The 13144-nt window shown below is 69.9% G+C and carries 14 protein-coding genes; 8 read left to right on the plus strand and 6 right to left on the minus strand.

Annotation, left to right across the window (positions count from 1 at the left end):
• Nucleotides 1-63: 63 nt before the first annotated feature.
• Nucleotides 64-1482, minus strand: coding sequence for a M1 family metallopeptidase (locus J5226_RS22625; RefSeq protein ID WP_255322898.1), 1419 nt, complete (start codon nt 1480-1482; stop codon nt 64-66).
• 427 nt (nt 1483-1909) lie between these two features.
• On the opposite strand from J5226_RS22625, the gene J5226_RS22630 reads away from it, so the two are divergent.
• Together J5226_RS22630 and J5226_RS22635 are read left to right on the plus strand one after the other, a co-directional pair.
• On the plus strand, nt 1910-3097 hold the full coding sequence (locus J5226_RS22630) for a glycoside hydrolase family 64 protein (RefSeq protein WP_215837187.1): 1188 nt from the start codon (nt 1910-1912) through the stop codon (nt 3095-3097).
• Between the two features lie 224 nt (nt 3098-3321).
• Nucleotides 3322-3717: a DoxX family protein gene (locus J5226_RS22635; protein ID WP_215837188.1), complete on the plus strand. Its 396-nt coding sequence runs from the start codon at nt 3322-3324 to the stop codon at nt 3715-3717.
• 453 nt (nt 3718-4170) lie between these two features.
• Here J5226_RS22635 and dbpA read toward each other — a convergent pair whose 3' ends face one another.
• Nucleotides 4171-5586, minus strand: a complete 1416-nt coding sequence (dbpA, locus tag J5226_RS22640) for an ATP-dependent RNA helicase DbpA (RefSeq protein ID WP_215837189.1) — start codon at nt 5584-5586, stop codon at nt 4171-4173.
• A 228-nt stretch (nt 5587-5814) separates the two neighbouring features.
• Here dbpA and J5226_RS22645 point away from each other — a divergent pair, with 228 nt between their 5' ends.
• The 4 genes from J5226_RS22645 to J5226_RS22660 all read left to right on the plus strand — a co-directional run bounded on the left by J5226_RS22645 (nt 5815) and on the right by J5226_RS22660 (nt 9314).
• Nucleotides 5815-6384, plus strand: a complete 570-nt coding sequence (locus J5226_RS22645) for a hypothetical protein (RefSeq protein ID WP_215837190.1) — start codon at nt 5815-5817, stop codon at nt 6382-6384.
• 105 nt (nt 6385-6489) lie between these two features.
• On the plus strand, nt 6490-6996 hold the full coding sequence (locus tag J5226_RS22650; protein WP_255322899.1) for a GreA/GreB family elongation factor: 507 nt from the start codon (nt 6490-6492) through the stop codon (nt 6994-6996).
• Nucleotides 6997-7239: 243 nt separating this feature from the next.
• Nucleotides 7240-8241, plus strand: coding sequence for an acyl-CoA desaturase (locus tag J5226_RS22655; protein WP_215837191.1), 1002 nt, complete (start codon nt 7240-7242; stop codon nt 8239-8241).
• Nucleotides 8238-9314 (plus strand): hypothetical protein, encoded by a 1077-nt coding sequence (locus J5226_RS22660; RefSeq protein ID WP_215837192.1) that lies wholly within the window; start codon nt 8238-8240, stop codon nt 9312-9314. The genes J5226_RS22655 and J5226_RS22660 overlap by 4 nt, the downstream gene beginning before the upstream one ends.
• Nucleotides 9315-9374: 60 nt before the next feature.
• Here J5226_RS22660 and J5226_RS22665 read toward each other — a convergent pair whose 3' ends face one another.
• Nucleotides 9375-9704, minus strand: coding sequence for a metalloregulator ArsR/SmtB family transcription factor (locus J5226_RS22665; RefSeq protein WP_215837193.1), 330 nt, complete (start codon nt 9702-9704; stop codon nt 9375-9377).
• Between the two features lie 165 nt (nt 9705-9869).
• Here J5226_RS22665 and J5226_RS22670 point away from each other — a divergent pair, with 165 nt between their 5' ends.
• The gene (locus J5226_RS22670; protein WP_074863767.1) at nt 9870-10127 is read left to right on the plus strand and encodes a GIY-YIG nuclease family protein; all 258 of its coding nucleotides are present in this window, start codon (nt 9870-9872) and stop codon (nt 10125-10127) included.
• Between the two features lie 4 nt (nt 10128-10131).
• On the opposite strand, the gene J5226_RS22675 is transcribed toward J5226_RS22670, so the two are convergent.
• Nucleotides 10132-10521, minus strand: coding sequence for an MAPEG family protein (locus J5226_RS22675; RefSeq protein WP_215837194.1), 390 nt, complete (start codon nt 10519-10521; stop codon nt 10132-10134).
• Nucleotides 10522-10689: 168 nt separating this feature from the next.
• On the minus strand, nt 10690-11676 hold the full coding sequence (locus J5226_RS22680) for a zinc-dependent alcohol dehydrogenase family protein (protein ID WP_215837195.1): 987 nt from the start codon (nt 11674-11676) through the stop codon (nt 10690-10692).
• 142 nt (nt 11677-11818) lie between these two features.
• Between J5226_RS22680 and J5226_RS22685 the strand changes: the two genes are divergently transcribed.
• Nucleotides 11819-12043, plus strand: coding sequence for an RNA-binding S4 domain-containing protein (locus J5226_RS22685; protein ID WP_215837196.1), 225 nt, complete (start codon nt 11819-11821; stop codon nt 12041-12043).
• 72 nt (nt 12044-12115) lie between these two features.
• Here the strand turns inward: J5226_RS22685 and J5226_RS22690 are convergent, their stop codons facing one another.
• A complete protein-coding gene (locus J5226_RS22690; RefSeq protein ID WP_255322900.1) occupies nt 12116-13114 on the minus strand; it encodes a hypothetical protein in 999 nt (332 codons plus the stop codon).
• Nucleotides 13115-13144 lie beyond the last annotated feature (30 nt).

Here is a 13144-nt window from a genome sequence, read left to right on the forward strand (position 1 = left end):
ACGGCCCCGCCGCGAACCGGCCGCGAACCGGCCCGGCCATGCGCCGCGCCCTCGCCCGTCGGCTTACTTCGCCGCGTCGCTCTTGGCCGCCGCCTCGGTCTTCGCCGGCGCCGGCTCGGCGCCGTCCACCCAGCGCGCGAAGAACGCCGACAAGTCGCGGCCGCTGGCGCGCTCCATCGTTTTGCGCAGATCCGCGGTGGTCGCCGAATGGCCGTAGTAGGCGCGGGTGTAAGTCCGCACGCCGCGCCAGAACGCGCGCTCGCCGATCTCCTCGCGCAGCAGATGCAGGACGTAGGCGCCCTTCTGGTAGACCACGGCGCGGTCGTCGGCGCTGGGCTTGCTCCAGTTGGCGTAGACCAGCGCGTGGTCCTTGCCGCTCTCGCGCAGCTTGTCCACGCGCTTCTTCCAGGCGTCCACGCGCTCGCGGTAGGCGTCTTCGCCGTAGCGGTGCTGCAGGTACGCGGCGGCCATGAAATTGGCGAAGCCCTCGTTGAGCCAGAACTGGCCCCAATCGAGGTTGGTGACCATGTTGCCCCACCACTGGTGCGCCAGCTCGTGCGCGATCAGGCCCTGCGCCTCGGGCTTTTCCAGCACCTCGCGGCCGTAGGCCTCGGACATCAGCGAGAAGCCGTCGAGTTCCTGGCCGATGGTTTTGGCCACCAGCACCTGGGTGTACGGGCCGCGGTAACGGATCCCGGCGCGGCGGCCGAAGAAGCGCAGCATGTCGGCGGTGTCGGCGAACACCTTGCGCAGTTGCGCGCTCTGCAGTTCGGCCGAATAGAAGCGCAGCTCGCCGTTCTCGCCGGTGCCGGCGGCCTCGTTGTAGCGGCCGGCGGCGAAGCCGTAGACGTAGCTCGGCATCGGCTGGTCCTGGCGCCAGCGATACGAATCGCGGCGCCCGCCGAGCGCGGACTTGGACACCAGCCGGCCGTTGCCGACCGCCTTGAGGCCGCTGGGCACGGTCAGGGTCAGATCGAAGCTGGCGCGTTCGGACGGCGCGTCGATGCAGACCAGCCACTGGCTGGTGGAGAAGATCGTATAGACCTCGCCGCGATCGGGATGGAACTCCAGGCCGTAGCGCGGCGCGCCGCGGTAGGCGATGTCGATCTCGTGGCGCTCGCCGAACTTGCCGGGCTTGGGCAGGCGCACGCGCAGGCGCTGCTCGGCTTTCTCGAAGCTCAGCGCCTGACCGTGCTCGGAGACCTTGTCGATGTCCAGGTCGCCGGCGTCGAACTCCAGTTGCTGGGCGCCGTCGGCGCGCAGGGCGAGGCGGATCGAGACCTGACCGCGCAGGGTCTTGGCGGCGATGTCGGGTTCGATCCGCGCGGTGTAATGCAGCACGTCGAGATTGGCCCCGGCGCGCGCCGGCGCCGCGCCCTGCGCCGCGGCCGCGAGCGGCAGCGCCCACAGCGCCGCGGCGAGCGCGCCGCGCGCGCGGTCGCGCAGGCGTGGGCGGGACGGAGAATTCGGGGCGGCTGGCATATCGGCGGTTCGTCCTTCGCTGCGCGGCGCCGGGGCGCCGCGTTCCTGACATCGGTGGGGGTACGACGGCCGCCGAACGGACAATCCGACGGCGACAAGGTCGCCGATGATCGCGCAACCGCGCGCCGCGCTGAACCCACTTTTGGCGGAGGCCGCGCCGCGCGCGAGGCAATCCGGCAGATGCGGTAAACCGCGGCGCGCATTCAGTTTCGACCGTAATCGCTTTCTCGCCTCCAGCCGCCCGCGTACGGTCGCGGCGCGTCGGCGATCTGCGGCCGCGATCACTGACAGCGCTGTCATCGACAGGACAAGGTGCGGGCCGTGGGCGCGCCGCGCCCGCATCCGTCCACGCAAGCCCTCCGGCTTCCCCGCGCGCCGTCGCCGGCGCAACCCGCCGTCGCGCTTGCCCCATCCAGGAGCCGCAACGATGGTCACCCGCCGCACCTTCCTCGGCGCCGGCGCCGCCGCGCTCGCCGTCCCGCTGCTGCCGCGCCGCGCCTTCGCCGCCACCCCGGCGCGCTTCAACCTCGCCCTGCTCAACGCCTCCGGGCAGAACACGGCCTATGCCTACGTCACCGGGTTCGACAACGGCCGCCCGCTGTTCGTGCGCGCCGACGGCAGCGCCTATTACCCGCCCTCGCCGTCGGCGCCGGTCACGCCGCTGGGCGCGGACTGCGCGATTCCGCTCGGCGCCAACGGCAGCACCGCGCGCGTGTCGGTGCCGCGCATGTACGGCGCGCGGATCTACCTCGTCACCGGCAGCAAGCTGGATTTCTACGTCAACCCCGGCCCGGCGGTGGTGCATCCGAGCTTCCTCAACGCCAGCGACACCAACTTCAACAAGAACTGGTCGTTCGCCGAGTTCACCTTCAACGAGTACGAACTGTTCGCCAACATCAGCTACGTCGATTTCGTCGCCGCGCCGCTGGGGCTGTCGCTACGTTCGTTGTCGGGCCGCAGCGAGACGATTCCGGGCTTGCCGGCCGGCGCGCTGGATCCGATCTGCTATGCCCTGCAGCAACAGGCCACGCAAGAGGGCTCGGCCTGGAACTCGCTGATCCAGCGCGGCCCGGACGGCCGCAACCTGCGCGCGATGAGCGCGCACTATCAGGCCGCGCGCTTCCAGAACTATCTGGCCGGCTACATCGACGCGTGCTGGAACAAATACCGCGGCACCACGCTCACCGTGGACACCCAATCGGGCTTCGGCGTGCTGACCGCGCGCGTGGGCGGCGACAACCTGCTGCGCTTCAACAACGGCGAAGCCTTCGCCAAGCCCAGCACCGCCGACGTGCTCAGCTGCGACAGCGGCCCCTTCAGCCTCGGCGGCGCCAGCGAAGCGCGCAAGGCGATCATCCCGCGCCTGGCCGCGGCCTTGAACCGCACCACCCTGCTCGACAACCCGAACCAGCCCAACGGCGAAGTCGCCAGCCGTTTCTACCGCAACGCCCAGACCAACCACTACGCGCGGCTGGTGCACGAGCGTCTGCCGGACAACCGCGGCTACGCCTTCCCCTACGACGACGTCACCCCGAGCGGCGGCCCGGATTTCAGCGGCGCGGCGCGGTCGGGGGATCCGGATACGTTGACGGTGACGCTGCGGGCGTTGCGCTGAGGCGAGGCGGGCGGCGGGTGTCGCACGCGGGGCTTCGGTCCCGGTGCGTTCGCGTTCGTTCGTGGTGGGCGGACACGCACGCATCGGGACCGGGGCGCCCGTGCGGACGCGAGGCATCGGCTGCCGCAACCCGGCCCGCCCGTTCCCGGCCCGGCACCGGGCTTCACGGCGCCTGCGCCCCTCCCGCCGCATGCTCCGCCCGACTTCCAACGACGCGAGCCGCCATGAACACCGAGCGCTGGTCCGACCTGGGCAAACTGATCCTGCGCCTGACCCTGGGCGTGCTGATCCTGCTGCACGGCATCGCCAAACTGCGCGGCGGCACCGAGGGCATCGTCGGCATGGTCGAATCGCACGGCCTGCCCGGCTTTCTCGGCTACGGCGTGCTGCTCGGCGAAGTGCTCGGCCCCGCCCTGCTGATCTTCGGCTGGCACGCGCGCATCGGCGCGGTGCTGATCGCCGGCAACATGCTGGTGGCGATCGCGCTGGTCCACCTGGGGCAGCTGGGCCAGCTCAACGAACAAGGCGGCTGGATGATCGAGTTGCAGGCGATGTTCCTGGCCACGGCCGCGGCGGTGGTGCTGCTGGGACCGGGGAAGTATTCGCTCAACGGTAAATGACGGGGTTTGCGGCTGCTTCGTGTAGGAGCGGCGTGAGCCGCGACTGCGTTGCAGTAGGTCGCGCCGTAAGCGCGGTGTCGCGGTCGCAGCTTGCGCAGCTCCTACAGTCGGACTTCCGGCCACGTCGCGGCTTCGGGCTCGCCCTGTAGGAGCGGCGCGAGCCGCGACCGCGTTTCAGCAGGTCTCGCCGCAAGCGCTGTGTCGCGGTCGCAGCTTGCGCAGCTCCTACGGTCGGACTTCCAGCCACGTCGCGGCTTCGGGCTCGCCTTGTAGGAGCGGCGTGAGCCGCGACCGGGTTGCAGCAGGTTGCGCCGCAAGCGCGGTGTCGCGGTCGCAGCTTACGCAGCTCCTACGCTGCGTCGCCGCGTCGGGCTCGCCCTGTAGGAGCGGCGCGAGCCGCGACCGCGCACCGACAGATCGCGCCGCAAGCGCGAGGCCGCGTCCGAACCCCGCTTACAACCGGTTGACCCGGAACTTCCGCCCCTTGATCTTCCCCTCGCGCAACCGCGCCAGCGCCGCGGCGGCTTGCCCGCGCGCGACGGCCACGTACGAGCGGGTGGCGAACACGTTGATCTTTCCCACCGATTCGGCCTTGAGCCCGGCCTCGCCGGTCAACGCGCCGAGGATGTCGCCGGGACGCAGCTTGTCGGTCTTGCCGGCATCGATGCGCAAGGTCGCCATCGGCGCGGCCGGCGCGTTGCGGGCCTTGCCGCCGAGCGGCTGGGTGCTGCGCCATTGCAGAGGCGCGCCCATGCGCTGCGCGATCTGCTCGGCGCGCGCGGTCTCGCGCGGGCCGCACAGGCTCAGCGCGACGCCGCCGCGGCCGGCGCGGCCGGTACGGCCGATGCGGTGCACGTACACGTCGGGATCGGTCGGCAGGTCGTAGTTCACCACCGCGCCGAGGTCTTCCACGTCCAAGCCGCGCGCCGCCACGTCGCTGGCGACCAGCACGTTGCAGCTGCGGTTGGCGAAGCGCACCAGCACTTCGTCGCGGTCGCGCTGCTCCATCTCGCCGTGCAGCGCCAGCGCGGTGAAGCCGTAGTGTTCGAGCGAACCGACCACTTCCTCGGTGTCCTTGCGCATGTTGCAGAACACCACGCACGACTCGGGGCGGTATTCCAGCAGCAGCGCGCCGAGCAGCGGCGTCTTGCGCGCGGCTTCGGCTTCGTAGAAGTACTGTTCGATGCGCGGCGCCGAGGCTTCGCCTTCGACCGTCACCTCGACCGGATCGCGCAGCGCGTTGCGGCCCAGCTCGCGGATCGCCTCGGGGAACGTCGCCGAAAACAGCAAGCCCTGACGGGTCTTGGGCGTCTTGCGCACGATCTCGCGCACGGCCTCTTCGAAGCCCATGTCGAACATGCGGTCGGCCTCGTCGAACACCAGCGTGCGCAAGCCGTCGAGCTTGAGCGCGCCGTGGCGCAGCAGTTCCTGCAGGCGCCCGGGCGTGCCGACGGCGACGTGCGGTGCGTGTTCCAGCGAGGCCAACTGCGGCCCCACCGGCATGCCGCCGCACAGCACCGAAACCTTGAGGTTGCCGATGGCGAAGGCGAGCTTGCGCAATTGCTGGCCGACCTGATCGGCCAGCTCGCGGGTCGGGCACAGCACCAGCGCCTGGGTGCGGATCGCCGACGGATCGAGACGATGCAGCAGGCCCAGGCCGAACGCCGCGGTCTTGCCGCTGCCGGTCGGCGCCTGGGCGAGCACATCGCGGCCGTCGAGGATGGCCGGCAACGCGCGCGCCTGAACCGGGGTCATGGCGGTGTAGCCGAGCGCGGCCACGCCCTGGAGCAGGGCCGGGCTGAGGGAAAGGGTGTCGAAACCGGCGCCAGCGGCCGGAGCGGCCGGGGCCGCGGGGGTGTTGGAATCCATGGCGACATGATCGCAGGTTCGGATGCGGGCCGGGGCAGCGCGGGGTTTGGGCGTGCCGGTTCCGGCGGTCGAAGACGGGTGAACTCAGGGATTCGGGGCGTCGGAGTGGGGCGGCGAAGCGGCGCCGCAGCGGTCGATCGCGGGTTGCGCCGCCCTTACGGCCGCGCGGCGCGACGCGGCGGTATGCTGCCGACGGGCGCCCCGGCGCGCTCGCGCGGGGAGACCGTCATGGAGCAGTTCCTGCACATCCGCGTCCTGCTCGGCATCGTCCTGGGCCTGGCCGTCGCCACCTTGCTCAAGGGGCTGGCGCGCTTCGTCCAGCACCCCGGCCGCGAGCGGCCCTATTGGGTCCACATCGCCTGGGCGCTGTCGATGTTCACCCTGCTCGCCCACTTCTGGTGGTGGGAGTTCAGCCTGATCCACGTCGAACGCTGGAGCTTTCTCGCGTTCTCGTTCCTGGTCGGCTACGTCGTGGTGCTGTTCGTGCTGTGCACGCTGCTGTTCCCCGACGACATCCGCGACTACACCGGCTGGCGCGACTATTTCTATTCGCGCCGGCACTGGTTCTTCGGGATCATGGCGCTGTCCTACGCCATCGATTTCGGCGACACGCTGATCAAGGGCACGCGTTACTTCGAGGCCTTCGGCCTCGAATATCCGCTGCGCAACCTCGCTTACGTCGTCTTGTGCCTGATCGCCATGCGCACGCGCAGCGAACGTTTCCACGCCGCGTTCGCCGTCGCCGGCCTGCTGTATCAGGCCTCGTGGATCTACCGGCTCTACGATTTCGTCAGCTGAACCGCATAACCGGCCATTCCGGCAAAGCGCGAACCCCATCGCACTCACCTTGAGACAACGTTTGCTGTCCTAGAGTCGAGCGATGTCTGTCTTCCACGCCTCCGCATGAGCCGCGCCTTCGTCAAGGAAGGCGACGGCGAATCCGATCCCGGCGCATTGCCGGAATTGCCGATCAGCGAGCACCCCAACTACGTCACGCCGCGCGGCATGATGCTGTTGCGCGCGCGCTTGAACGAGGCCGGACGCGAATTGCAGGCCTTGGATCGCGCGGTCGAGCGCGAAGCGGTCGGCGCGCGCCTGGAGCGCGCGCACGTGCAGCGCGAGATGCGTTGGCTGCAGGCGCGCATCCTCGGCGCGATCACCATCGCCCCCGAACGCCAGCCGCCCGACCGGGTCGCGTTCGGCGCGCGCGTGGAGGTGACCGACGACGACGGCGGCGAACACCGCTACCGCATCGTCGGCGAGGACGAGGCCGATCCCGAGCGCGGCCTGATCAGCTGGGTCTCGCCGCTGGCGCGCGCGCTGCACGGCGCGCGCGTGGGCGACAGCGTGCTGTGGAAGCGGCCGGCCGGCGACATCAACGTGGAAGTACTGGCGATCGAATACGGCTGAGCCGCGCCGGCTTCTCAACCCTCGATTCCGCGCAGCCATCCACCCCGGGTCCGCGTTCGCGGCGCCGCTTCCCGTTCGGCATCCTGCTTCGACGCCATCGACCGCCCGTCGGCGCCAGCTTGACGCGGCTTCCGCGCGCACCCGATCATTTAGCAAATTAGTTAATTGCTAAATACATGCATCGCGCGCCGGCGGGGCCGGCGTCGGGCCGCTCCGGCCATGCAGCGCACCAGGGATGAGGTCATGAAAGCTCGGTTCGTGGAAGCGATGCCCGCCAGCCTGCGCGCCCATCGCGTGCGTTCGCGCGCGGCGCTGGCCGATTCGGTCCGCGCCGTCAGCGCCGGCCGCGTCGTATGGGAACCGATACGCTCGCTGTGGTTCTGCGCGATGGCCGCCGGCGCCGTCGTCGGCGGCGCGCTCACCTTCAGCTGGGGCGCGTTCGCCTTGTTCGCCTTCAGCACCGCCGCCGTGCTGCTGCTCGGCCATTCGCTGGGCATGCACCGCAAGCTGATCCACGACAGCTACGCCTGCCCGAAATGGCTGGAGTACCTGCTGGTCTACTGCGGCGTGCAGGTCGGATTGGCCGGGCCGATCGCGCTGGTGCACACCCACGACCTGCGCGACTACGCGCAACGCCTGCCGCATTGCCACGATTACCTCGCCCACCGCCGCGGTTTCCTGCAAGACGCGTGGTGGCAACTGCATTGCGAACTGCGCCTGGACGCGCCGCCGCGGATCGAACTGGAACCGCGCATCGCCGAAGACCGCGTCTACCGTTTCCTGCAACGCACCTGGATGTGGCAGCAACTGCCGTGGGCGCTGGCGTTCTACGCCGTCGGCGGCTGGGGCTGGGTGTTCTGGGGCGTGTGCGCGCGGGTGACCGCAGGCGTGTTCGGCCACTGGCTGATCGGCTACTTCGCCCACAACCACGGCGGCCTGCATCACGAAGTGCGCGGCGCCGCGGTGCAAGGCCGCAACGTGCGCTTCGCATCGCTGCTGACGATGGGCGAATGCTGGCACAACAACCACCATGCGTTTCCGGGCTCGGCGCGGCTGGGCTTGTATCCCGGCGAATGGGATCCGGGCTGGTGGATGTTGCGCGCGCTCGAACGCATCGGCTGGGTGAGCGGCTTGCGCCTGCCCGAAGACTTGCCGCCGCGCGCCGAACTGCACTGCCTCGGCGCCGAACCGCCGACCCGCGCCGACGACGCCTGCTGCTCCTTCCGAGAGCTGATGAACCGATGAACGAATCGAATTCGCCCGACCCGAACCGCCCCCACGCCGCATCGTCCGAACCGCCGCCGCTTCCGCCGCATGCGCAGGCCGAGCCCGCCGGCTCCGCGCCGATGCGATGGCTGCGCCGCCTGCTGCTCACCGTGCTGCCGTTCGCCGGCGGCGCGCTGATCGGCTTGATCCTGCGCACTGTCTTCAACGGCGAACCCGGCAGCGCCTGGGCGCCGATGCTGACCGTCTTCATCCTGATCGCGCCGGTCGCCATCGGCGCGGTCACGGTCTACCTGGCCGAACGCGAACGCGCGCGCAGGCTGCGCTACCACTTCTTCGCGCCCTGGCTCAGCGTCACCTTGTGCATGGCCGGGTCGATGCTGTTCATGCTCGAAGGTGCGATCTGCGTGATCCTGATCTGGCCGCTGTTCGCCGTTCTCGGCTCGGTCGGCGGCATGATCATGGGCTCGCTGTGCCGCTGGGCCGGCTGGTCGAAAACGCCGACGGTCTACAGCGTGGCGGTGCTGCCGCTAGTGTTGACCCTGCTCGGCGTCGGCCACGACGAGCCGCGGCGGATCGAACGCACCGAACGCAGCGTGCTGATCCACGCCGCGCCGGAAACCGTCTGGCGCAACCTCCTCGACACCGACCGCATCCGCGCCGAGGAAGTCGATCGCGCCTGGATGTACCGCATCGGCGTGCCGGTGCCGCTGGCCGGCCTCACCCACGAAGACGCCGCCGGCCTCACCCGCGAGGTGCGCATGGGCAAGGGCATCCACTTCCGCCAGCGTTCGGCCGACTGGCGCCCGGGCCGTTACGTGCAGTGGCAATACCAGTTCGCGCCCGATTCGATTCCGGCCGGCGCGCTCGACGATCACGTCGAAATCGGCGGCCGCTACTTCGACCTGATCGGCACCCGCTACACGCTGACGCCGCGCGGCGGCGACACCGAACTGAGCATCCGCATGGATTACCGCGTGAGCACCGGCTTCAACTGGTACGCCGCGCCGCTGGCGCGCTGGCTGATCGGCGATTTCAGCGACACGATCCTGGGCTTCTATCGCCATCGCGCCGAGGCCGGCGCGGCGGCGTAAGCCGCGAACGAGGCCGATACCGCCGCGTCCCGCGAACCGCGCGGGCCGCGGCGCGAGGGTTCAAGCGCCGGCCTTGCCCGCGCCCTTGCGCGCCGCGCGCCGGCTCTCGCGCTTGAGCGGGCCGCCGACCGGGCAAATCTCGAACGCGAACTGGGTCAGCGTGTTGACCAGATGATCCGGCACCAGCTTGTAGACCACGAACTGCCCGCGCCGCTCGCTGCTGATCAAGCCGGCGTTGACCAACACCGACAAATGCCGCGACACCGCCGGCGCACTCATCTCGAACCGCGCGGCGATGTCCCCCGCGCTGAGTTCGCGCTCGGACAAAAACGCCAGGATCTGCCGCCGCGGCGACGAGGCCAGAGCTTCGAAGATCTTGTCCTGCGACATGGCGGCGGCGGCAAGGCGCGCCGGGGCGGCGCCGGGCCAGTATAGCCTTGATTACTTAACTAATTTGCTAAACATCTAGGAGTTAGCGGATAGGCGTTAGGAGATAGCGGGGGCATTCGCTATCTCCTAACTCCTATCCGCTATCTCCTGCCTTACCCTATCCCCATGCCCTGGTACGTCTACCTCATCGAATGCACCGACGGCAGCCTCTACACCGGGATCGCCGTCGACGTGGAGCGCCGCTACGCCCAGCACGCCGCCGGCAAGGGCGCGCGCTACACCCGCGCGCATCCGCCGGCGCGGCTGTTGGCGCGGTTCGAGCATCCCGACCGCGGCGCCGCGCTGCGCGCCGAATACGCGATCAAACAGCTCACGCCCGCGGCCAAGCGCGCGTTGTGCGCGCAGGCGCAGGCCGCCGGCTGAGGCGTCACAGCAGCGCCCACAGCAACTGCAGGATGCCCCACAGCGCCACTGCCCACACCGCCGAACGCAGGTAGGGGATGCCGGCCGCGTACACCGGCACGTAGATCAGCCGCGCCCAGAAATACGACTGCGCGGCCAAGGCGGTGTGGTCGTTGCCGCGGCCGGCGACGACCACCGCCAACGCGAGCGCGGCGAACATCGGAAAGGTTTCCAGATAATTGCGCCAAGCGCGCTCCAGCCGCGCGGCCACGCCGGTCAGCGGTTGCGGCGCGCCGTCGCGCGCGCCGGCGTTCCAGCGCACGCCGCGCTGCGCGGTCATGAAGCCGGCCGCGACCAGCAGATGGACGATGCCCAGCGCGACCGACCAAGCCAGCATTTGCAGTTCGGTGCTCATGATCTTTCCAGCGAGAAGTGAGCGCAGAGGAGTGAGAAGCGAGACGAGCATTATCGCTGCGTTTTCGCCGATTCCTCGCGTTTTATGCTCGCTCCGGCGGTCGAAGATACGGGGAGCGGGCGAGAACCGCGCTTGCTCCCGCTCGCTCCTCCCCGCTCACTCCTCGCCTCACCCGTTCGGCAGCACCAAAATCTTGCCCTCGCGCTCGCCCGCCGCAGCCGCCGCGACCGCGTCCTTGATCCGTTCCAACGGATACGTCGCCTGCACCCGCGCGTGCAACTCGCCCGCGGCGACCCGCCGCGCGATCTCGCCGAACACTTCCGCGCGCCGCGCCGGCGTCGCCTGCTGGAACCAGCGCGACAGCCAGAACCCGCGCAGCGACACGTCGCGGAACACGAACGAGGCCGGCGAAATCTGGCAGGCCTCGCCGCTCATCGCGCCGTAGTTCACCACCACCCCGCCCTCGCCCAGCGACTGCGCGATGTGCTGGGTCGCCAAGCCGCCGACCGCGTCGATGCCGAGCTTGATCGGCGCCTTCTGCGCCGCCTCGCGCGCCTGCTTGCCCAAGTCGTCGCCGTCGATCAAGACCACGTCGGCGCCGGCCGCGCGCACCGCCTCCACCGCCGATTCGCGCCGCACCACATTGATCGTGCGCAGCCCGCGCGCCTTGGCCAGTTGGATCAGATACGTGCCCACGGCCGAATTGGCCGCGTTCTGGATCACCCAGTCGCCCGGCTCCAGCGCGACGATGTCGCTGAGCATCAGCAGCGCGGTCGGCGGATTGATCGTGATCATCGCCAGTTGCTGGGGATCGGCGCCGTCGGGCAGCGCGACCAGATGCTTGGCGGTGCCGACCATGTGCGTGGCCCAACTGCCGCCCTGGATCGGCAACAACACGGTCTGGCCGACCTTCACCTGCGTCACCTCCGGCCCGAGCTCGACCACGCGGCCCACGCCCTCGTTGCCGCCCACCGCCGGCAGCGGCGGCAGCAGGCCGTAGTCGCCGGTCAGGGTCAGCACGTCGGAAGGATTGATCGGCGCGGCCAGCACTTCGATCAGGACCTGCCCCGCGGCCAGTGGCGGGGTCTGGAACTCGACCGCCTCGATCACATCCTGCGGCACCGGGCCGCGCCGTTCGTACTGGGCTCGCTTCATCGTGGACCTCCGCAAGGGGCTGGGCGGCGCCCGCGCGGGCGCCGATCGGCCGAGAGTACGCCGCCGGACGCGCAAACGTCTTGCGTCCAGGTCTCAGCGCTGCGACCCTGCCTGCCCGTCACCGCTGTTCGGCACCATCGCCATGCAACCGATCCAATTCGAACTCGACGCCGCCCACGACTTCGTCGAACTCAACCAACTGCTCAAGCTCACCGGTTTGGCCCACAGCGGCGGCACCGGCAAGGCCATCGTCGCCAGCGGCGCGGTGCGGGTGGATGGACAGGTCGAACTGCGCAAGACCTGCAAGATCCGCGCGGGGCAGGTGGTGGAGTGCGAGAACGTGCGGATCGAGGTGGTGGCGGGCTGAGGTTCGCGGCGGATACGACTCGTCGCAACGGCTCCTTCATTCCGCAAGCCCCCGAGACCGATCGCCCGCCGGTCACGCCAACGGCAACCGACTGTCGGCCTTGCACAAATCATCGTGCAACCGCTGCACCGACTGCGTCGCCGACACGTAATCGCGGCTGCCCAACGCCTCGACGAAGCGGCAGGCGGCGTAACCTTCGGCCTTGCGTTCGTACTGCGCCACCCAACTCTCGCGTTCGGCCATGCGCTCGGCCGGGATCGGCCAGACGCCGTTGCGCGGCGGCATGCGTTCGCGCACGCCCACGCGCCAGGGCTTGCCGGTGAGGCGGGCGCGGAAGCAGTGCTGGTAGCGGCACAGCAGCGCGTAATAGGCGTCGGCGCCGATGGCCTGGAAGAACGCCGGCACCTGCGGGTCCAGCGGGTCGAAGGTCTGGTGCATCGCCAGCAGGCGGAAGCCGTTGGGCGTGCGGTAGACGCGCAGATGCCAATGCGGGTGCGCGGCCAGGAACGCGTTCACCGGCGCCATCGCGCGCGCTTCGGGGCCGCCGCCTTCTTCGCGGTAGCGGCGCTGGGCCGCGGCGTTGCGCACGAATCCGATCGCGACCAACGCGGCGATGAACAGCGCGATGCCGGCGACCGGATGCACCAGCGCGCCGCACGCCACGCCGGCGACGAGCGCGGCCGCGAACCAGCCCCAACTCACCGGCCCCGCTTGCGGCGGTTTGAAATCGACGTCGGCGAACAGCACGTCCGGCGAGTTGAGGCAGCGCGCGCCGTAGCTGTTGCGGGTGACCACGATCTCGCCGTGGCGTTCGACGATCTCCTCGCGGATCGGCAACCCTTCGGCGTCGTAAGGCACGCGCGGTTCGTTGCGCGACAAGGTTTCGCCGGCGAGGATGCGGTCGAAGGCGTCGCGGGCGCGGGCGTCGGCCATCGTTTGGGCCTCGGCGAGGCTGGAGTCGGACCAACCGAAGCGACGCACCGTCAGCGAAACCCGCCCGGAGACGTGCCCCCTCCCGAACTTCTCCTGCACCCGCGCCTGCGCCCAATACCGCGGAACCTGCATCGCCATCGCCGACCTCCCTTGTCCTGCCCCGATTGT

This window comes from Lysobacter sp. K5869, from assembly GCF_018847975.1.
GTDB lineage: Bacteria > Pseudomonadota > Gammaproteobacteria > Xanthomonadales > Xanthomonadaceae > Lysobacter.